The following is a 21,526-nucleotide window of genomic DNA, read 5'->3' on the forward strand; positions in this document are numbered from 1 at the left end:
AAACGCAAGTGAAAACAGCTTCGTCATAAATAAAATTTTTATTTTTAATTTGAAAAACTTTAACTTAATAAAGGATTGTTTCGATTGCATTTATGATTGGAACTATCCCTTTAATGCCGGAGTAGTGTAAGTGTTTGTATCTATGTATTAACTTATATAGTCAGTCACTAAGACTCTTCGAGTCTATATTTCGTATACGACTAATAAACTTTTATTGATTAGCACAATGTTTGCTTATGCATTAATAATCAGTAAGCTATTGGTTTACGTGCTAAATTTGTTAAAATAGCGTAGAATAGTCAATCCAATTTTTTACATTGAGAAATGTAACCCACCGACTCAAGGATATTATGATGAAAGACGAAAAATTACAGAAAGCACTCGCCCGTATGGGACTTGGTTCACGCCGTCAAATGGAAGAAGTCATCAAATCTGGCCGCGTAACGGTTAACAATGGTCCTGCGACCATCGGTGATCGCGTCTCGCAAGGTGATGAGATTCGCGTTGATGGCCGTCAAATCAAATACACTTCTGAAAATGAGAAGCGTCGCCGTGTTATCGCTTACTACAAGCCTGAAGGCGAAGTTTGCTCGGCTAAAGATCCAGAAGGCCGCCCAACTGTCTTTGAACGTTTGCCAAAGCTGACGCATGACCGCTGGGTAATGGTTGGACGTTTGGACATCAACTCAACTGGCCTATTGTTATTTACTAATGATGGCGAAATGGCGCATCGCTTGATGCATCCATCTGGTGAAGTCACTCGTGAATATGCGGTACGTGTATTGGGTGAAGTAACGCCTGATATCGCCCGTGCATTGACCGCTGGCGTCATGCTAGAAGATGGCCTTGCAAAATTTGAAGACATCAAAGAAGGCGGCGGCGAAGGCGTCAACAAGTGGTATCACGTCCAGCTAAAAGAAGGCCGTAACCGCGAAGTACGTCGTTTGTTTGAATCACAAGGTCTAAAAGTTAGTCGTCTACTACGTACACGCTATGGCACGATTGTTCTACCAAAAGAGCTACGTACTGGTCGTTTCTTAGAGCTTGATAAAAAAGAAATCAATACGTTGACGGATTTGGTCAGCTTACGCCCACGTTATGGCACGGGTCTACATGGCGCAGCCAAAGAAAAACAAGAACGTATCAGAAACAAGCCGCTTAAAGCGCGTCGCACTGATACTCGTAGCGATAACCGCAACAGCAGCGCGAAACCTAAAAGTAGTGCTAGCCCTGCCAGCCGCGGTACACGTAACACCCGTAATCGCAATGATAAGCGCTAGTTAAATTGGGTTAACATTATTCTAAGTCTTGAATAGATTTAGAATAAACATAAAAAAGCGGTCAATGATAAATAGTCATTGACCGCTTTTTTATGTCTTTTTATAGGCGTCACAGTTTACAGAGGTCACAGTCGCTTAGTATAAAAATAGCGGCTCAGCTATCGTGACTATTAATATAGTGTTTCATGACTCGCAGCTCTTTTAGCTGCTCCTCGTCCATTTGTGCCAGTAATCTATCCAAACGCTGTTCGATATTATCTAAAACACTCTGCAATAACTCACTAGCCTCTAACCTCTTTTCGCTATTCTCATTAGTGACGTTTATATTTGTTAATTGATAGTGAGTAGCTAGCATCTCGGGTAACCGTGTTTGCAGCATTTTACTTAATACAAACTGTGCTTCTGTTATCGCTGGTGTCTTATATTGAGCGTGTAGGGCTGCTTGATAAGCGTGATAGCTGCTTACTTTCTCATCGATATCTTTTAACTGGCGTAGTTGTTGCTCTGACAAGTTTTTTAAGTGCTGTTTATTTAACTTTAGCTGCTGCAAGCTTAATGTGGCTAATGACAAGGGCGCATCATAATCCTGATAAGTGAGCACACCAGGTGAGATACCGACGGCTTTATGAAAAGCCTGCCAGCCTTTTCTACCTAGATAAAAGGTAGTGACGGTCGTTACAATACCGATGCCTATTAAGATACTCATATACGCTTGCTCTTTACCCTTTCACCGTTCAACTTTGTATTTACAGCTTAATGTCTTTAGCACTCACATTTTCACCAGTTGGGCTTTCAATCGCTTGAATATTTACATCACTACTAACACCACTACTAACACCACTACTAACACCACTACTAACATCACTACTAACATCACTACTGGCATTGCTATCGGGCTTTAGAATATCTGTATTGCTAGCAAGATTGTTAAAACGTTTTTGGAGATAGCGATTGGTTGCAAGTAGTTTTTGACCGTCTTGATGATATGACGCGTTGAGCAGGTCATCAAACTGTGTGTTAATTGTCTTAAGCACGTCTAACAAGGCTTCTTTACCAGTAACATTAGAATGTTTAATTTTGGTAGTGTCAGCAAGCGCACTATCCGTCACATCTAAATCATGCAAGCGGCGATAGTCAGCGACGGCTTGCGGCACATGCCTATCCATTAGGTTTTGAATCATAATATAAGTTTCGTTGACAGTATCTTTATCATCAATTTTGCCATCGTTATTGGTATCGCCATACATGACACGCAGCTTTTCACCCTTTGTATTAATTTGCTCCAGAGCAGTTTTAACGTCGTCAGGTAGGCTTTTTTCAGGTATATAACCCAGTTGCGGCATCGCCTTATATTCGAGCATTTTGGGTGCTGTGACTTTTTTAATGCCACGATAACCTAGATATAACCCAGCCGCTGGCAACAGCCCATACAAAACAAACATTACGAACATCGCAGTCATTTGGGTCATTATATTGTCCTTATTACTTATCAGAATGTCGTGGCTGATTTCTTATGATTGTTATTATTAAACAAAAAAATAAGGCTCTATTAAAGCCCTATATTGTTATGCACTGGGTCGACTGTGTCTTTTGATAATACTTAACCTTTACAAGTGTTCAAAAAAACATCATCAAAGAACATTTAACTTTGCGTACGGCTCTTAACATAACGGTGGGTTGAGGCAAGGCGGTTCAAAACTGTCTGATGCAATTCATCCAATAGTTCGTCAAGCTCATAATCAATCTCTAAAAACAAATCTGTCAGCATATCACCGGCTGTCATCTTGCCCTGCACCATATTGTTTTTGGTGCGATGCGGACTAAAGCGTTGTAGCTGCTCATAATGACGCAATGCCTCAGGGATACTTTCGGATACTAGCTTGTCGATGACGAACTGACGCTCATTATGTTGCTGCTGTTGCTGTTCGTTTAGCTCACTACTCCACTCACGATAACGCTTTAGCTTACCGTTGATACGATCTAATATCGCAACGGCTTCAATAGGCATGGCATTTAGGGTGGCCTCATCGACCACATCAACAAGCTCAGTCATAATCGGACAACGTCCATGTTTGAGATACCATAAAGTATCTGGGTCAAAAGGCGGTCTATTGGTTGGGCGCATTTGAGCACGATTGCTCAGATAGCGATCAGTCAAAGGCGTGGATGATTGGCTATCACTGACTTGTGCCAACGCATCACATATGCGGTTTACACGTTCAGGCGGAGTCAGTGTAGAACGCTCTTGTACTGCGTGATTGCTATCACTATTGGCAGCAGCATCCCGTTCATGATTGACACTCATCTCCTGAGCATTCTTTGCTGCCAATGTCGGTAGGTCATCTTGAGCTTGCCCAAATGACTGTAGCATTCTTGTCAAACTGACTACCATGACTTGCTCTGCCCCTCGTCTATTACACTCACATTGTGCGCATATTGCATACATTCATTCAATAGCGTATCTTAGCAGGTTTTTGCTGGCCTGCCAGTAAGCAAAATGTCACCATTCCTACACGCCAACCGTTAAGCACCGTATTATGAATGCTCCCGATTATATCTCTGGTTTCCTACTTGGGTTATCTCTCATCATTGCTATTGGCTCCCAAAACGCTTTTGTACTTAAACAAGGCCTCAAACGCGAGCACATACTTTTTGTTTGCTTGTTTTGTGCGGTGAGCGATGCGTTTTTAATCTCAGCAGGTGTTGGTGGTTTTGGTGCAGTTACGGCCCGCTATCCTCACGTTATAGATATCGCAAAAATAGCAGGTGTTATATTTTTATTAGGATATGGCTTGCAGAGTTTGTATGCCAGCGTACGTGTGTCACATGCTTTGACTGTCGAAGGACAAGTCGTCACTAGCTTAAAAAAAGCCTTATTACTATGCTTTGGTTTTACTTGGCTAAACCCGCACGTCTATCTAGACACATTGGTACTCGTCGGTATGGTTTCTACAGGTGCAAGCAGTAAATTGACGTTTGCCACAGGTGCAATTAGCGCTTCGTTCTTTTTCTTCTTTGCGCTTGGGTATGGTGCACGATTATTCAGGCCTCTATTTGAGAAGCCTAAGGCATGGAACATACTGGATGCTTTGGTAGGGTTACTGATGCTCTATCTAGCTTGGCATTTGTATCAAAGCTGATAGAAGTATAACTAGGAAATGATAGATAAGCTGAGTGTTGAATAAACTGAATATTAAGTAAACGACGTATTGGATAAACTAAATTACGTCGATATCCGATATCCGCTAACCACTGTATAAATATATATATGGTTAGCAATATTGTATTGATCATTTACATCAAGCTAGGAAAGAGCGTACGCAGTCCATTAACGATAATTTCGATAGAAACGGCTGCCAATAGCATACCCATGATTCGACTCATGATGTTCAAGCCAGTATCGCCTAGTAAGCGACTGATACGACCTGCCGCCATCAATGCCAAATAGCAAAACAGACTGATGAATAAGCCAGCAATCAAGATAGCGGATACCTGCAAAATACCTGATACTTGTGAAGAGTAAATGATAACCGTGGAGATACCACCAGGCCCAATCATCATTGGAATCGCGAGGGGAACCACGGCAGCTGCCATCGAGACTGGCGCGTCTTTCACATGATCAACATCGAAGTTCTCTTGATCAGGTTTAACAGGGTTACCCTCTCCATTCATCATATTTAGCGCAATTAAAAATACCAATATACCGCCTGCCAACTGGAACGAGCCGATAGAAATACCAAGGGTTTTTAGTAGCGTTTCACCTGCAATCGTAAAAAAGCTGATGGTAATAAAAATGGTCAAACAAGCAACGCGCGCGACCTTACGTCGATTGTTCATCGAATAGCCGCGAGTCAAATCCAAAAACAACGTCAATGCGCTAAATGGATTGATCAATACCATAAAGGCTAGGATTATCTTGATAATTTCAGTATTCACTGAGCGCTCGCTTGTCTATTGATACCGCTTGTGCAAAAAGATAAGGTCATCGTGCGAGTGCAACGATGACCCAATAGGCAACTAAAAATAGCATTGTAGCATAGGCAGATAAGCTAATAAAATCATTAACTTTGCGCCGTTACGCCTATATGTCACCTTAGTAAAGCTTCAGTGTAAAAACAAACATTTAACAGGTTGTTAGTACAATCTACCAGTATAAATTACCATTTTACTAACTCGTTGATAGTCTTTTCGATAAAATCGAGCGCATGTAGCGCTATTAACCTTTAGCACATCTATATTTATGCACTAAAATCTAGCCCAATATCCAAAGCAGTAGTACTGTGCGTCAAATAACCCATGGCGATAAAATCAACTCCCGTACTTGCTGCCGCTTGTACCGTTTCAGGCGTAATACCACCTGAGGCTTCAGTCTTTGCGCGTCCCTGACACATAGCAACCGCTTGCGATAATGTTTCAGGCGACATGTTGTCTAATAGCACTAAACTCACACCTGCATCGAGTGCTTGCTCTAATTGCTCTAGCGTATCGACTTCGACCTCAATAGGAATCAGATGCCCAGCAAATTTCTGGGCTTGCTGAATGGCCGTTTTGATGTCACCAGCAATAGCGATATGATTGTCTTTGATTAAAATCGCATCATCCAACCCTAAGCGATGATTGCGTCCGCCGCCGCAGCGTACCGCATATTTTTGTACGATACGTAAGCCTGGAATGGTCTTGCGTGTACAAGTAATCTGCGCAGGATATTGGGCCACACTATCGACAATCTGACGGGTCGCTGTCGCAATACCGCTGAGATGGGTCATAAAGTTCAGTGCCGTGCGTTCTGCTGTCAACAAGTGACGCGCGTTACCTTTTACGGTCGCTAACACTGCGCCAGCCTCTACTGTTTCGCCATCCTGTACTTGTGCAATAAACTCAATTTGTGCATCGACTAAGGCAAAAGACAAACGTGCCAAATCGATACCACATATCACGCCTGCTTGCCGCGCCTTGATCTGTAGCTGCGCTTGCATATCGGCTGGGATAGTAGCTTGCGACGTTACATCACCACGCCTACCCAAATCTTCAGTTAGTGCATTCTCAACCAATGGTTTAAGCAATACGTCATCCAATGCTGGCTCTTTTTCAATTGTCATCTTTGACCCTTATCTAGGCATGATATTGATAGAAACTGCTCGTCATTTAAACTCAAAATGAGCATAAATATAGCGTAAAGTTAGCGACCCTGCAAGGAAAGGTGACAGATTTTTCGTTTTGCTAGCTATGTTAAGTACGAGATATTATTGGATGCTCATCGTTATTTGCGCTTGGGAAGCTTACTGTCCATCAATAAACTCTGTAATTCAATATCATGACGGAAGCGATATAGCTTGGCAGGACGACCGCGCTGAGCAGTGCTACTCTCTCCTGTCTCCATTACTAGATTTTGCGAATCAAGCAAGCGACGGAAGTTTTGCTTGTGCAAGCGCACTCCTGACAGTGCTTCAACACTCTGCTGCAACTGCGATAAGGTAAAGACGTCTGGCATCAGACCAAAAATAAGCGGTCTATATTCAATCTTGGCGCGCAGTCTTGAGATAGCAGTAGCAATCACGCGACGGTGATCATAATACATGGGTACACCTATGCGTTGTGACCAGTCCTCTGGCAAAGCAACAGCCTGATAGTTAGGCGGATAATTAGGGGCTTCGGGTATCAGACCTGCTTCATAAAGCATCTCATAACGTAATAATACATGCTCTGCAATCCATTCTCTACTTTCATTATCGTGTTCGTTGACTGATTGACTGTCAGTGAGTTTACCACTTGCCAAAAACGCTTCGTCCAGCCCCCAACATAATCCAATACGCTGACGCCTACGCTGTTGAACGATTGAATCGTTGGCAGTATTTGCCCATTCGAGTAGCGCAGGCACGATAAAGTCCATAATAATGCTAGGCATACCGTCCAAATGATTTTCCCATGGGAAATAATCATACCAATCTCGCCAGAGTGCTTTGCTTTGGAGTGCCTGCGTTTGCGTCTCTTGCACCAAACCTAAATAACTCACATACACCAACGCATGACCGTCGATGTTGCGCCTGTTGGTATCGACAAAGGTATATAACTGCTCCAAATATCCAAGCGGTTGCTGCGTTTGCTCCTCTACCCATTGACGCACACCTGCTTGTAACGAGCGATGTAGCGGCATAAGTGGCCCATTTGGCAACAGCTTGCCTTGGTCAACGGTTAGAACGCGCGCGATATGATCTGTGATAGCGACCAATACGGCGACTACTTCTGTTGTGCCGCTACCTTGCTGGTGCGCATGTGAATAAGACAACGTCATGGCTTTGGGAATTATCCTTTTTCTCTGAAATGTGAAAGGCTATTGGGGTTAATAGCTATGGTATGGCTTAGTATAGCTCGAATCTAAAACTATCATAGTCTGTGGTTGTAAGTATGAAAAATCAATATCGATAAATAGTTATAAGGGGCATGAATTAGTACCATTTCCAAGCTCAGTACGGCTTAACTGCACGTCATTTTGAGCACTAAAAACCAATCTTTTGACTTATTGAGTATAAAAAACCACTTGTAATTATGCTCAAAATGAGCATAATTAAGATAACCTATAAATTTGTTATGTCTAATTACCCATTTTTTAGCACACACATTTATCGTTATTGCACCAACAAAGGCTGCCATTATGAAAAAATATCCTTACGACGCACCTATCATGAGTACGGACAATCGCATCGCCACTCAGATGAATATTGAATATGCTAAGGCTAAAATGCCAGCAGACTTGCCTCGCGCTGAACGCATCGTGGTCGAAGAAAATATCAAGAAGCTACTGAAAGAGAATAATGCCGTACTGGTAGCACACTACTATGTCGACCCTTTTATCCAAGACTTGGCATTGGCAACCGGTGGCTGCGTCGGTGACTCACTTGAAATGGCTCGGTTTGGACAAGCTCATAGCGCCCAAACATTGGTTGTCGCTGGTGTGCGCTTTATGGGTGAATCAGCAAAAATATTAAGCATGGAAAAGACTGTCCTCATGCCAGATTTAGAAGCCGAATGTTCGCTTGATTTGGGCTGTCCTGCTGAAGAGTTTTCAGCATTTTGTGATGCCCATCCTGAGCGTACTGTTGTCGTCTACGCCAATACCAGCGCCGCGGTAAAAGCGAGAGCTGATTGGGTGGTCACCTCATCTGTCGGTATAGACATCGTCCGTCATCTGCATGCCCAAGGTGAGCCGATTATTTGGGGCCCTGACCGTCATTTGGGCAAATACATTGCTCGTGAGACTGGCGCAGATATGTTGCTTTGGCAAGGGTCGTGTTTGGTACATAATGAATTTAAAGCCACTGAACTCCTGCAACTGAAAGAGGAACATCCAGAGGTCAAAGTCTTGGTGCATCCTGAGTCACCTGATAGCGTGGTTGAACTAGCCGATGTGGTCGGCTCGACTAGCAAGCTTTTGCAATCAACGTACGAGATGGATGCTGATACCTTTATCGTCGCTACTGATTTAGGCATATTGCACGAGATGCAAAAACGCTCACCAAACAAGCGATTCTTGGCCGCACCAACTGCTGGTGAGAGTGCAAGCTGTAAGAGCTGTGCGTTTTGTCCTTGGATGGCCATGAACGGTCTAAAAGGTATTGAGCAGTGCTTAACCAATCAAAGCGGTGAAGTGCTAATGACACCTGAGTTAGCAGTAGCAGCAAAAAAACCATTACAACGGATGCTTGATTTTGCTGAAGCACAAAAGCAACGTGTAGCCGCCAGTGGCGACATAGTAAAAGACCGTGCGCTGTTCGCTAACGTTGGGGCAGCCTAACATGAGTCCGTCGCATTCAGTTGATTGTTCTAATACCACTCGCTATAAAGATAATAGGAGCAGCAGTGATATGAGTAATATTATAAAAACTGATGTTCTTATTATTGGGGCTGGTCTGGCAGGTTTGAGCACCGCGCTATCTCTGCCGATATCGCTGAATATCACTGTTTTAAGCAAAGCGGCGCTTGAGGTTTGCTCAAGTCACTACGCTCAAGGTGGTATCGCAGCTAGCTTAGACACGGCGGACTCTGTGACTGATCATGTCGCTGATACCTTAATCGCTGGTGCAGGATTGTGTGCGACGGACAATACTGCTCGTATCTTGGGTGCAGGACAGCAAGCGGTGCAGTGGCTATGCGAGCAAGGTGTGCCATTTACTCAAACCACTTTAACTAAAGAAAATGATAATACACCTGATTTTGCAGTCTTAAAAACCAGTGACTTACACTTGACCAAAGAAGGCGGTCATGGCTGTAGACGTGTGGCCCATGCGGATGATGCAACGGGTCAGCACGTGATGGACGCATTAAACATCAAAGCACAGACTGCGGCCAATATCACTATCTTGCCTTATCATGAAGCATTAGAGCTACTGACTCCACCTATGATTAGCAGCTCTTCTTTTAGCATGAATGATAGCGAGATTAGACATTGCCGAGGGGCGCTGGTCTTTGATCATATCAATGAGCGTCAACTCACTATTCATAGTTCAGCTGTCGTACTCGCTAGTGGTGGCTTAGGTCAACTATTTAAGCGTGCCAGCGCGCCTAATGTCTGCGTCGGTGATGGCGTCATGATGGCATGGCAGGCAGGTTGCCGCTTAGCAAATTTAGAATTTATTCAATTTCACCCAACGGGTCTGGCATTAGATGACAGCAGCTTTTTGATATCTGAAGCGTTACGCGGTGAAGGTGGACGACTGTATTGTCCGCAGACTGGCGTACGCTTTATGTTAGATATTGATGAGCGCGCTGAATTGGCGCCACGCGATATCGTCGCTCGAGCAATAGCCAATCAGATTAGTAGTAACGGACTTGGCTATGTACATCTTGATGTCAGTCACTTGCCAGCCGCATTTATACAAGCGCATTTCCCGCAGATTTATCAGACGCTGCTAGCACTCGGCATCGATATGACCACAGACCCTATTCCGGTCGCTCCGACTGCCCATTATAGTTGTGGCGGCGTGGTGACTGATGCCAATGGATTGACCGACATTGCAGGGCTGTATGCAGCAGGTGAAGTTGCTTATACAGGGCTGCACGGGGCCAACCGTTTAGCAAGCAACTCATTGTTGGAGTGTGTGGTGGTTGGTCGCAACATCGCCGCTAATCTGCCTCGTTATCTAAAAAAATTGGAACGCTTAAAGAACTTAGAGGCTTTAGAGAAAACGGCTGAAGCTTTAGAAAAAATGGCGCAGCCACATACGACAGCCTCTTATGGACTGCATCAGTTAGCTGCCGATATTTGGCAATATCCGACACTAGAAAACACGCAATTTGTCATCTTGCCATCTTCCAAGCAGTTATCACTCCCAATTTATAAGGCTGATAAAGCATTTCATTCTGAAGTAGCTATTGCAGAGATAACTATAGCATTGAAAGCTCTTTTGACCGCCAATATGGGCATTACACGTAGTGCCAAACAATTAGAGCAAGCATTGCGACAAATTGAGCAGTGGCAAGAGTCAATCGAACATACTGAGATCATGCTATCTGATACGAGCAGTAGAACTCCTACTACTAACAGTGAGCTTGCCATTTTTCAATTGGCGAGGCAATTAGCGTTAGCAGCGATGATTGTTCAATCGGCTTATCAGCGTTTTGAAAGTCGCGGTGGGCATTATCGTGAGGATTATCCTGACTTAGCTGAAACGCCTTTGACCAGTATCATTCTGCCATTAAGAAAAACTACGCTTAACTCCTTTTCTCACATTATAGAAAATGAGCGTTGTCTGATACCAGTTACTGACCATATTTAAACCTACGACAGATAACAGATAATAGCCAAACCCATCAAGAGGATATCTAACACTATAGTTAAAGAGGCATTTAAGCTATCATTATGGATAGGCTTAAAATATTACCTCTTCTTTGAGTGTCCATGGCATGGCTTCTGATATTGTGTTTGTGATTGCCCTAATGATAATCGTCAGCTTGGCTTGGAGTGTACTTGCCGTACATCGTCTGCGCAAACGCTTGCCAAAAATCTACCTGATAGCCCGCTCGTGGTGGTTGATGCTCGCCGCGCTCTGTACTTGCTATGTGATTGCAAAAATAACGGACGATACGCAAGGTTCACATTCGCAAGCATATCCCTCTCAATGGCTGCTCATTTTATTTTTTATATTAATTGGTCTACGCGGCAGCTACGAGATTAAACGTCTATGGTGTTTACGCAGTAAAGCCGTGCTCATTCATAAACTCCAAGCGCAAGGTTTGCAACCAAGTACGCTACTGCTACCGAAAACCTCTCTCAATCCGACTCAACACTATACGCGGCTCAACTACTTAGACCTACTACTGAGTGTTACCTTCCTCTCACTCATCATTAGCTTTATTGTCTTACAGCAATTGACCTGGCAACGCGAACAATATGGCGTTTTACTCTTCGTATTATTTGCCAGTCAGTTCAACGATATTGCCCAATATCTATGTGGGAGACTGCTTGGACGTAAGCTCTTTAAACGAGGTCTAGCGCCGACTATTAGCCCGAATAAAAGCATTGAAGGTGCTATCTTTGGTAGTTTAGTTGCGGCAATCTTGGCAACAGCACTAGGTTTTTGGCTCACCCCTTTTGATTGGTGGGTCTGTCTATTAGCTGCCTATGGCTTGGCTGTAAGCGGTATATTTGGAGACTTGTTGGAATCAGCATTTAAGCGTCAACATGGGGTGAAAGACACCGGAACGATGCTCGCTGGTCATGGTGGGGTATTAGATCGGATAGACAGTTTGCTGATTGGAGTGCCAGTATTTACCCTACTGTACTGGTTATTTGGTTAAATACAATCAAAGCACAGATAGCATAGTCATCTATGCTTTATCTAGTTTACTGCGCAATACCCAATTGAGCACAGGCTTAGGCAAATGATTTAAGGCACTCGTGATATAGCGCATTGAGCGTGGGAATATCGCCAGTTCTACATCATCGTCAATCGCCTGCATAATATTATCAACAGCTGCTTGCGTGCTCATGATAAATGGCTTATGGCTAGCATCGCCATCGTTTAAATCACGTAGTGCTTGAGTATTGATATAGCCTGAAGCAATACAGTTCACTTGGATGTTGTAAGGCGCAAGTGCTGCTCGATAAGCGCTAGCCGTAGCAATCATTGCACGTTTGCTTTTTGCATAAAGGCTAGCATAAGGATAATCCATCGTACCTGCGATAGAGGCAATACAGATGAGGCTAGTTCTGTCACTTCCAGTCAAATCCAACGCCTGATGTGATTGTTTTAACTGCTGCTTTAACTGATCACTTGCCCATCTAAAAACCTGCTCAAATGCCTGTAAATTAATTGCTAGCATTTGGTCGCTATCTGCTTGATTTAAGTGATGGATACGCTCATTGGTATAGCTACCAGCACTATAGATCAGCCTTTGAAATGGAATACCTGAAAAATTGTCTAATAACGTTTGCGTTTGATTTGGTTCAGTTAAATCACACACATAAGTTACGATAGCAGGATGCTGGCTATTGATATCGGCTATCTTTGCTGCGCTACTACCAACAACGCTTACTTGCCAGCCAAGCATCTGATGATGCAACGCCAATGCCAAGCCAATGCCACTCGTACCACCAACGATAATAATATGCGGCGCATGGTTTCTAGTGATACCTTTTGCGATGTTTTTCATAATTTATGTTGCTGTATATAGTTGACCGTACGCTGATAGCCATATTGCCATTGCGCCTGCATTTGCTGCACAAAACCGTCATAGTCGCTGTGTATTAGCTCAACAGTCATTTGCTTTAGGTTAAACCGCTTTTGCACATTTTGACCTGCTAACTGCTGTTCATTATCGGCAAATGGTAACCAATGTAGCTGACGGTTTTTATTAATGGTTTCAGTGAGCGCCGACACACTGACTGGTTGATAACTGTGTACTGCTGCCAAGCGCTCATTGGGATCAAAACCAAAGACGCGCTGAATCGCGGGAGCAGCCAGCCATGGGTCATAACCTGCCTTAGTCTCTGCAAATACGCTATCACCCAACTGACAGGCCAACTCAATCGGTGTGAGATTAATCACACCTCCTAAACACCAGCCAAGCTCTGTGATATGTGTTGGCGGTAGATAGTACATATCAGCCATAGACGCGCGAATCACTGGGGCAAAATCCCATTGCGTCTGCACCTTTACAGAAGGGTGTATGCGTCCGTTTGCGAATGTGTGCGCAGGTGATGTCATTTGCCCGTCGGCCAGACCTGATGCGAAATTTGGCAAATTTGCTAAGCACGGCGGCGCAAATAACAACTCTTGCAGTGTGGTTTTTTCATTATATAAGCCATCAGTAGATGCTTGATACAATCGACTGGCAATGATAGCTATCTCTGGCGTTGTTTTATCAGCAGCGCTACCATTATCACTAGCAGCAAACCTCGACAGCTCATCTAGCCAGTACTGCTCGTTATCAATACGAAACATTGCCAACTGCTGTAGCTCATTTAACAGTCGCTCGTAGCTGTCTGCTTGCCGTTGGCCTTGTCCGTTATCCCTTTGCTTTGATAACCGCCAACGTTTGAGTGCATGGGTCATATAACGCAGCTTTAGAAGTTTATTGGCTTCATCTGGCGCGACATGTCTGATGGCAGTGATGACACGATACAACTCACGACTACACATCAGCGCTTGCAAATCCTTGGGGTTAGGCGCAAGTTGTACTAAGTAAGCAGACAAACTACCACCGCAAGTACCGACGATAATATCTGGCGCTAAATCATGAGACACTAAGGCTGCATAACTGCCCAAATAGTAACCGAAACGTGACCCTCCCCCTGAAAACAGCTGAACACGTTCATAAGGTTTAACCTGCTCATTGTTCATCTATCACTCATCATCAGTTTGTGCAGTTTTAATCGCTAATGACACGGTAAAAATACCAAAGCGATCGATACGCATCGTGACTTTCTTAAAGCCTGCACGCTCAACCAGTTGATCCATCTCCGCTTGCGAGCGACAGCGCATCACCCAACTGCTACCGCGGTGATTGTTCAATGTTTTACTGATAAACTCCTGCTCAGGGTGCCAAGGTTGGTTGGTATAAATCAGATAACCGCCCGATTTTAAACTATCATGAATACCTGCCAAAGCTGTCGCTGGTAGCGCATTATCAGAGAATAATTCAAATAACCCTGAAGCAATAGCAAGATCTGATTTTTTAGTATCGGTACTAGTATCATTCGTATGTGCATTGATATAACTGGAAGGATCAAAGGCATCCTTCTGACTGGTCACTACTCGATCAGCAATCACTAACTGCTGTGCTTTTGCTTGCAGTGCCTGAATATTATGCATCTCATAATCACGCAATTCAGCATACAAATCTGTAAATTCTGTCAGCAGATCAAACGCATAAAAACCATGCCCACTAGCGATATCTAATAATTTCGGTTGATATGGCTCAGCGTTTTTTTGCTTGGTAGTCCTAATGTCGGCTAATGCTTCACGTGCCAACTCCAATATATGCTCACGGCGAATGCGAATACCTTGCCAGCCGATATTGTTTAAATAAAATTTATCGACTGCCTGTCCGAATTTATTCTGACCGCTGGGTTTATTATAATAGACATGATCCAGTGAATGACCTGAATCAAATCCATGCTCAAGTCCTGTAGCAATCGCATCGCTAACATGACCAAACTTCTGCATCGCAAAACGGGTAATCGCAAAGTTTGGATTGAATGGTTTAATCGCCAAACGATCCACTTTATCCTTACTGGCACTGTTTAAGTGAGCCGTACTTAGCTCAGGGACTTGTACTTGGGTGCTAAATATTTGCTCAGCAAACTCAATACAGTCGGCAAAGACATCGGCTTTATTGGTCTCATGAAAGATTGCATGGTAGCTGTCTGGATACAACTGCCAGCGTTTGATCGGTGTGTTAATCGCTTCATAAAATGTGCGCTCAGCCTGTTTATCGACCACATAATCCTTGCCCGCACATAAGACGAACGTCGGTACGGTGATAGCACCAGCATCATCGAGTAGACGCTGACCCGTTGCATGGGTATCAATGAGTAAATCAGTCGAGATACTATTCGATATCAATGGATCGGCATTATAAGCTTGCTGCGCGTCTTTATCATGGGTCAGTACTTGTGCTTTAACATAGCTGCTGACACGTGACATCAGACCTAGCGTACGTGCTACCTTCAGTGATGGTATGGCAAAGGGCAAATACAAGCGAATACTGAGCGCAGGCGTGCCAAGTATCATCCCGCGAATATTAGGCGCATAATCGTGTACCCATGCTGCTGCCAACACTGCGCCGATACTGTTAGCGACAATCAATGTATCTTCGATAGCAATACCAGTTTGCCCAATCACCAATTGTACAAAACCCTCTAAATCTCGCTCAAGCTCAGTGACGCTCTCTGCATGATCTTTGATACCCCCTGAGCGCCCATTACCGCGCGCATCCCAAGCAAATACTTGATAGCCAGCTGTTGCAAACTGCTCTCCCAGCTCTGCCAATCGTCCCGAATGCTCATGTCCTCGGTGCAATAAGATAACTTGGCGCAACGGTTGGTTGGCTTGCTTGATAGCTGATTTTTTCATGTCTTCTAAAGGCGTCGTTAGCCAATAGCGATAATAAATAGCCGTGCCGTCGTAAGCGTTATAACAGCTTTCACCATTGATGATTTTAGATGCAGGCAGGTCAAAACCAACACTGGCCTGTTCTTCGAATTTTTGACTATCAACGGTTGTGGTTGGCATTTCTTTGAACTCCAATGGGCGAGCGTTATCAGTAGAAGTATTTGGCAAAACAACAGTAAGAGATAGTGAGTTGTTTGTTGACTCACCCAGTACGGATCGCAGCTGAGGTGGGTTATGCATCAAGTATAACTCTGTCATATAACGTAGTCGATTGAGACAGGTCTTTAGTAGCATTATCTCTGTTAATATAAATAATTGACTCATTCTGATAGCAGGTAAAGCCACCTGCCCTTTAATACTTACTGGCGCTTTGGCTCTAATGCCCATAAACGCACCAAGCATACCTAATAAGAAGGCACGATCGCTTTTGCCCAAAGGCCCTTGGTTAGCACGAACACCTAACATGGTATTACTAGTAACGCCCAACAGCTCGGTGCCAATACTAAGCGCGATCAGAGCAGTGATATGGTGCTGAGAAATTGATATGTTCGTTGGTAAGTTGGCTATTACCGTTTGCCGTTCTTTGTTATTGATATGAGGGGTCAGAATATGAGGCGCCAGACTCGCTAATAGAGCCGTATCGGCAACCATATCACCTACCTCGTTTAACACGGCTCCTAGCGTTGATGCCTGGCCATGTTCACGGGCCATCATGCCATCGATGGCATTGAGTGCCATACGTACAAACAATGATGATGGTAATAAAAGCCACAGCCGCTGCTGTTCAGCCGCTAGTTTGGCAATGATATAGGCAGTACCGATACTTAATAAAACAGCGGATACTGTCACTTGATTAGCGGTAACATTTTGCTCAACCAGCGCATTACTTATCGGGCGTAGTTGATTTTGAAACTGAGTTTTGAGCTGATATAGGGACATGAGTTTAGCCAAATATTTTCAGTACTTTAATGTAGCAACAAAAGTTTATAAGGTAAAGAATTACAAAGCGCTCAAAAACGTTCAAACATTTTGAAAAAGATATTTATTAACATCATTATAATCGTCCAGTTTTTCCAGTTTAGCCAACAATGAGCGATGATTTACAATGAATCTCAGTGGCTCATATCAATACTATTAACCTTATATGGTACAATCTTCAGCTTCTTAAAAACGCCTTATTAAAAATGCTGCGAGCCCTTTATCATGGAAAGCCTAGTCACCCTTGTTCTGGTATTAATGCCAATGTTTATTGGCTTTGCCATTCCGTCTAACCCTACTATGACAAAATTGGCCGACAAAGGTCTATCATACTTGGTATTTATTATCCTAGCGTTGATCGGTATTGAGCTGTCTCAGGTAGAAGGTCTAGGTAATCAGTTGGGTGAAATTGCCTTATATGTCACTGTATTATCGATACTGACGATTGGTTCAGGTTTATTTGGGCTGATGTTGTTCGATCATCTGCGCCCGTGGCATGCCAAAAAACCAAGCGTAAAATCTAAAGAGCATCGGGTGAGCATTCGAGGTAGCTTGGCGCAAGTGGTTTGTGTGGTGATCGGGATGGTGATTGGCTATTTCTTGCCTGCTGATTATATGCCGCCTGAAAACTCTATGACTGTCATGCTGATGATTTTGATTTTACTGGTCGGTATAGGCTTAAAAGGATCGGGCATCACCTTAAAAGAAGTACTACTGAATAAACGCGGCGTAGAAATGAGTGTCATCTTTACGCTAGCGGTATTGGCGGGTGGGCTTATCTTTGCACTACTATTTACTGATGTGTCATGGACGAAAGGCTTAGCACTATCGTCAGGGTTTGGTTGGTACTCGCTATCAGCGATTGTCATGACCGATGCTTATGGCGCGGTTTGGGGTAGTGTCGCGTTGTTTAATGACTTGGTACGCGAGTTCTTTGCGTTAATCTTTATTCCGGTATTTATGCGCAAATACCCCTCCGCTGCGGTTGGGCTTGGCGGCGCGACCAGTTTAGACTTTACCTTGCCTATCATTCAGCAGTCAGGTGGTCTAAAAGTCGTGCCACTAGCGATTAGCTTTGGCTTCCTAATCAACATTGTCTCGCCAGTGCTGATGGTGTTTTTTTCGGCGTTGGGATAAATAAGATAGCTCACTATATACGCTTTTAGTGATTATATAGTGAGCCTATTAAAGGTTTTCATATGGATTATATAATGTAACTCTCAACCACTAAATATCAATAGCAATATATATATCATCCGCGAAATCTTCAGACCACTCGTGTTGCTTAGCTAACGGTGAGCACCACACTGAAATAAATAAACCGATCAAACTATCTGCCCGCTTAAGGATTTTATCTTCATTCCAGATACTTAATTCATCTTCAGCTTCTAATTGAAAATAACGATTTAGATTAGACTTACTATATTTAAGTATTTCTGGCCGCTTTGCCTGCCATGAGCCATTAGAAATAGAAGGATTTAAGCTATCTGTGATTAGTGTCAAATTACCGATTGTATTTTTTAACGTATTTCTACGCGACTCTTGCTCAAGAATATCTTCTGGTGACTTTCCTTCGTTTTCAAGTGGCCAATACTTTTCCCACTTCTCTGGCAATATATGTTCAATAGTGAGATTCTTTTGAATGGGCATTGATTCAGCTTTAGTATGATGAGCAGCAGCGTCTATTGCTTCCAATACCATTCTAAGCTTATATTGCGCGATACGCCCATATATAGGTCGTTCTAGTAGCTGAGACTTTAGCTCGATATCATCGGGCATTCGCGAACTATCGCTATCGCTTTTAGATAATATTTTGTGTATATCATATGAACTAATAAGACCATCAGACTCTTTTTTAGTACGATATATTTCTTTTATAACATCTGTAAAATAGCGGTTATAGTTTTTACTGGTCATGCCACATACCATTCTTCTAACCAAATATGATTCCAAAGTACTTAAAAACTCGTATAATTCTGTCGGCTGATGTTGCCATAATTTCATTGCTAACAGTAACAATGGATAGACCGTTGCTGTACCTACAGCTTCTAATCGATATAGGAATAAAGCCACTCTTTCGTCTTGCGGTTGAGTAATAAGCTGATATAGCTTAGCAAATTCTTTAAGAGCAATTAGGTGCTCAGTCGTATTTTTAGGATGTTTAAAAAAACGGTTATTAAACTTATCATAACTATCTTCTGTATCATTGACATATACTTTGAATGAATCAAAAAGATGCGATACTTTAATATCATCCTGCAACATCAAACTTAAATAATTCTGCAGAAACCAATCTATTCGTGGTCGCTTAGTACGTCCTTGACTAACCTCTTCACGCCAAAACTCACTATCAAATGCGAGCCAATACTCAGTGTATAAACGTTCTATTTCCTTATCTGAACCAATAACCTTGCGAAACAGAAAATTCTTAATTAAGTCTGCAGGGAGAAGCTGAGTGCCGCGTGCATTAAGCGTTTCAAAAATAACTTGTGCTTCATCTTGCGAATGCAGGTCGATGACTACAATTTGTAAATACTCACGTACTACTTGCCATAAAGCATCTAAACAATCCTCTACATCGTTATGCTCTGAGAACCATACTTCTAATACTCTAAGAAAGTAATGATAAGCTTTAAATATTTGACTATTTTTGATTTTATCTTCAAGTTGATGTGCCTGCTCTAGATCATACTTATTTAATTGATGTACAACTTCAAATGCTGAGCGATCACTGTTTGTAGGCCAAATTTTGTAAGCTTCTTCGTCCAAATCAACCTTACTGCGTTTATTACTTACCAAACCATCAAATCTGTCATAAAGCTTAGTGTTTTCATACTTCTCACAAATATCTCTGATAGCAATCATCATTATTTGTAGAGTAGTAAATCGCTGTTGCCCATCAATAACTTGTCTGGTTTCAATAGAACCCGTAACATTGTTATTACGCTCTAATACCACTGCCCCTAAAAAATGGCTGCGACATATCTCATTTGATAGATAACGATCAGCGACATCAACAATATCTCCCCATAGATGACACCAGTTTTTTTCTTCTGTCCAAACATAGGGACGCTGGAATAGTGGGATTTGATACGAGACAGTACCATCAAATATACGTTCTAAGTTACGAGCATTAGCTTCCATGTATGTGAACTTCCTTTAGTTGACTTTAATATTAGAATATAGCGTAAAAATTTTAATTTAAATCTAAAATAAATAACCCTTCATCTCTAATCTACCTAAATATAAAGTGCTTTGTAAATAGTCTTATGAAATATCAAACCCCACTCGCCTGCTTAGCAAACAAGCGCATCAATGGTTTTATTTTACTGACTCGGTACATGCCTTCATTACGTATCTGCTGCACGGGACGCACTTGTGCAAGCGACCCTGCAAATAACCAGTTAAGCGCAGAAAAGCTGTGCATCATTAGGCTATTATGCGGACGGCGCGAACGCTCATAATGACGTAGCGTTTGATTACTTCCCCAAAGCGTACCGCCACTACGGGTAAAGTCATGCTTTAGCTGCTCACATAATACTGTCACATCCAGCATACCGAGGTTCAACCCTTGACCCGCCAGCGGATGTACGCCATGAGCTGCATCGCCAATAAGTACCAAGTTATCAGCGACGTAGCTTTTCGCTTGCTGTGCCGCTAATGGAAAACTAGCGATAGACTCAATCTGATTAATCGCACCCAGCTCGTAATTGCTAGCAGCTGCTAACTTATCAGCGATAAATCGATCTTCTTCCTCTATCAATGCCAATGCTTGATTGCGTGGCAATGTCCATACTATTGACTGCCAATGCTGCGGGCTTGCCTTATCAACATCGGTTATATCTGCTAATGGCAATAGTGCCAGTGTGCCCGTCGGTAGCATAGCTTGACGTGCCGTTGCCTGATGCGGTTTCTCAGTCTGAATCGCACAGCAAATCGCGGTTTGATTATAATCAAGCATATCTACGCCAATCCCTGCTTGCTGGCGGACAAATGAACCGCGCCCATCAGCGCCAACTAATAGACGCGCATCAATCGCTTCGCCATTGTCTAGAGTTACACGGTAGCCTTGCTGCGCCCCTAGCCAATCCATATTGACAACTTTATGACCAGCGATAAGGGTCAGATAGTCGCTGACATCCTCTTCATGCAAGCGTTGCCATAATGCGTACTCGATAACAGCAGGCTCGACCATACTGCCTAATAATATAGGCTCATGAGTTTCACTACTATTATCCTCAGCGCCGCTATCTTCACTTTCGCCAAATAATAGCTCACCCATACCATTTAACTGCCACACTTGCATTTGCGAGTAATCTGCTTTGCGTTTAGAGGCGGCAATATGTTGCCAAGCGCCAATATCTTTAAGCAAATTAATACTAGCCATACTGAGTGCATAGACACGTGCATCACGTTTGCTAAGTACATCTTGCCAAGCTGACTCATCACGCTCAGGGCGGGCATCAATCAATGTCACTGGCATTTTATCCTGCGCCAGCTTTAGAGCAAGCGTCGCTCCAACGATACCGCTACCGATAATCAGCGTATGGTTGTTTTTCATAAGGTATCTCTCAATATTGCTCAATATTAGAATGCTTATTATCAATCTTAATTACAGTTAGTTGATTCAGTTTAAAAGAGGGACAAGGCAACCGA

General features: G+C 43.1%; 17 protein-coding genes. 6 read left to right on the top strand and 11 right to left on the bottom strand.

Annotated features, from left to right (window positions below; translation table 11 throughout):
* The first annotated feature begins 353 nt into the window (after window positions 1–353).
* A complete protein-coding gene (gene rluB, locus CXF62_RS03595) occupies window positions 354–1,280 on the top strand; it encodes a 23S rRNA pseudouridine(2605) synthase RluB (RefSeq protein WP_102092948.1) in 927 nt (308 codons plus the stop codon).
* A gap of 154 nt (window positions 1,281–1,434) precedes the next feature.
* Here the strand turns inward: rluB and CXF62_RS03600 are convergent, their stop codons facing one another.
* The 3 genes from CXF62_RS03600 to CXF62_RS03610 form a co-directional block, all read right to left on the bottom strand.
* Window positions 1,435–1,986, bottom strand: coding sequence for a hypothetical protein (locus CXF62_RS03600; protein WP_102092949.1), 552 nt, complete (start codon window positions 1,984–1,986; stop codon window positions 1,435–1,437).
* A gap of 40 nt (window positions 1,987–2,026) precedes the next feature.
* On the bottom strand, window positions 2,027–2,749 hold the full coding sequence (locus CXF62_RS03605; protein WP_102092950.1) for a hypothetical protein: 723 nt from the start codon (window positions 2,747–2,749) through the stop codon (window positions 2,027–2,029).
* A gap of 173 nt (window positions 2,750–2,922) precedes the next feature.
* Complete coding sequence (locus CXF62_RS03610) at window positions 2,923–3,651, bottom strand: hypothetical protein (RefSeq protein ID WP_102092951.1); 729 nt, start codon at window positions 3,649–3,651, stop codon at window positions 2,923–2,925.
* A gap of 166 nt (window positions 3,652–3,817) precedes the next feature.
* Here CXF62_RS03610 and CXF62_RS03615 point away from each other — a divergent pair, with 166 nt between their 5' ends.
* Complete coding sequence (locus CXF62_RS03615; RefSeq protein WP_102092952.1) at window positions 3,818–4,420, top strand: LysE/ArgO family amino acid transporter; 603 nt, start codon at window positions 3,818–3,820, stop codon at window positions 4,418–4,420.
* 154 nt (window positions 4,421–4,574) lie between these two features.
* On the opposite strand, the gene CXF62_RS03620 is transcribed toward CXF62_RS03615, so the two are convergent.
* The 3 genes from CXF62_RS03620 to CXF62_RS03630 all read right to left on the bottom strand — a co-directional run bounded on the left by CXF62_RS03620 (window position 4,575) and on the right by CXF62_RS03630 (window position 7,572).
* Window positions 4,575–5,216 carry a MarC family protein gene (locus CXF62_RS03620; RefSeq protein ID WP_082624565.1) on the bottom strand — a complete coding sequence of 214 codons (642 nt, stop codon included), beginning with the start codon at window positions 5,214–5,216 and terminating at the stop codon, window positions 4,575–4,577.
* 302 nt (window positions 5,217–5,518) lie between these two features.
* Window positions 5,519–6,379 carry a carboxylating nicotinate-nucleotide diphosphorylase gene (gene nadC / locus CXF62_RS03625; protein ID WP_102092953.1) on the bottom strand — a complete coding sequence of 287 codons (861 nt, stop codon included), beginning with the start codon at window positions 6,377–6,379 and terminating at the stop codon, window positions 5,519–5,521.
* Window positions 6,380–6,540: 161 nt separating this feature from the next.
* On the bottom strand, window positions 6,541–7,572 hold the full coding sequence (locus CXF62_RS03630; protein WP_101206240.1) for an NUDIX hydrolase: 1,032 nt from the start codon (window positions 7,570–7,572) through the stop codon (window positions 6,541–6,543).
* A 360-nt stretch (window positions 7,573–7,932) separates the two neighbouring features.
* On the opposite strand from CXF62_RS03630, the gene nadA reads away from it, so the two are divergent.
* The 3 genes from nadA to CXF62_RS03645 all read left to right on the top strand — a co-directional run bounded on the left by nadA (window position 7,933) and on the right by CXF62_RS03645 (window position 12,074).
* Entirely contained in the window at window positions 7,933–9,072 is a 1,140-nt protein-coding gene (nadA, locus tag CXF62_RS03635) for a quinolinate synthase NadA (protein WP_102092954.1), read from the top strand.
* 70 nt (window positions 9,073–9,142) lie between these two features.
* A complete protein-coding gene (nadB, locus tag CXF62_RS03640) occupies window positions 9,143–11,053 on the top strand; it encodes an L-aspartate oxidase (RefSeq protein WP_102092955.1) in 1,911 nt (636 codons plus the stop codon).
* Between the two features lie 127 nt (window positions 11,054–11,180).
* Window positions 11,181–12,074, top strand: coding sequence for a phosphatidate cytidylyltransferase (locus tag CXF62_RS03645; protein ID WP_102092956.1), 894 nt, complete (start codon window positions 11,181–11,183; stop codon window positions 12,072–12,074).
* A 30-nt stretch (window positions 12,075–12,104) separates the two neighbouring features.
* On the opposite strand, the gene CXF62_RS03650 is transcribed toward CXF62_RS03645, so the two are convergent.
* Genes CXF62_RS03650 through CXF62_RS03660 form a run of 3 tightly spaced genes read right to left on the bottom strand, consistent with a single transcriptional unit; the run spans window position 12,105 to window position 16,831 of the window.
* Window positions 12,105–12,929 carry an SDR family NAD(P)-dependent oxidoreductase gene (locus CXF62_RS03650; RefSeq protein ID WP_102092957.1) on the bottom strand — a complete coding sequence of 275 codons (825 nt, stop codon included), beginning with the start codon at window positions 12,927–12,929 and terminating at the stop codon, window positions 12,105–12,107.
* A complete protein-coding gene (locus tag CXF62_RS03655; RefSeq protein WP_102092958.1) occupies window positions 12,926–14,119 on the bottom strand; it encodes a patatin-like phospholipase family protein in 1,194 nt (397 codons plus the stop codon). Before CXF62_RS03655 ends, CXF62_RS03650 begins: the two co-directional genes overlap by 4 nt.
* A gap of 3 nt (window positions 14,120–14,122) precedes the next feature.
* Complete coding sequence (locus tag CXF62_RS03660) at window positions 14,123–16,831, bottom strand: alpha/beta fold hydrolase (protein ID WP_102092959.1); 2,709 nt, start codon at window positions 16,829–16,831, stop codon at window positions 14,123–14,125.
* 264 nt (window positions 16,832–17,095) lie between these two features.
* Here CXF62_RS03660 and CXF62_RS03665 point away from each other — a divergent pair, with 264 nt between their 5' ends.
* A complete protein-coding gene (locus tag CXF62_RS03665; RefSeq protein ID WP_102092960.1) occupies window positions 17,096–18,007 on the top strand; it encodes a LysO family transporter in 912 nt (303 codons plus the stop codon).
* A gap of 90 nt (window positions 18,008–18,097) precedes the next feature.
* Here the strand turns inward: CXF62_RS03665 and CXF62_RS03670 are convergent, their stop codons facing one another.
* Together CXF62_RS03670 and CXF62_RS03675 are read right to left on the bottom strand one after the other, a co-directional pair.
* Window positions 18,098–20,014 (bottom strand): DUF262 domain-containing protein, encoded by a 1,917-nt coding sequence (locus tag CXF62_RS03670; protein WP_102092961.1) that lies wholly within the window; start codon window positions 20,012–20,014, stop codon window positions 18,098–18,100.
* Window positions 20,015–20,147: 133 nt separating this feature from the next.
* Window positions 20,148–21,431, bottom strand: coding sequence for an FAD-dependent monooxygenase (locus CXF62_RS03675; RefSeq protein ID WP_102092962.1), 1,284 nt, complete (start codon window positions 21,429–21,431; stop codon window positions 20,148–20,150).
* Window positions 21,432–21,526: the final 95 nt, after the last annotated feature.

Source organism: Psychrobacter sp. MES7-P7E, from assembly GCF_002863645.1.
Lineage (GTDB): Bacteria > Pseudomonadota > Gammaproteobacteria > Pseudomonadales > Moraxellaceae > Psychrobacter.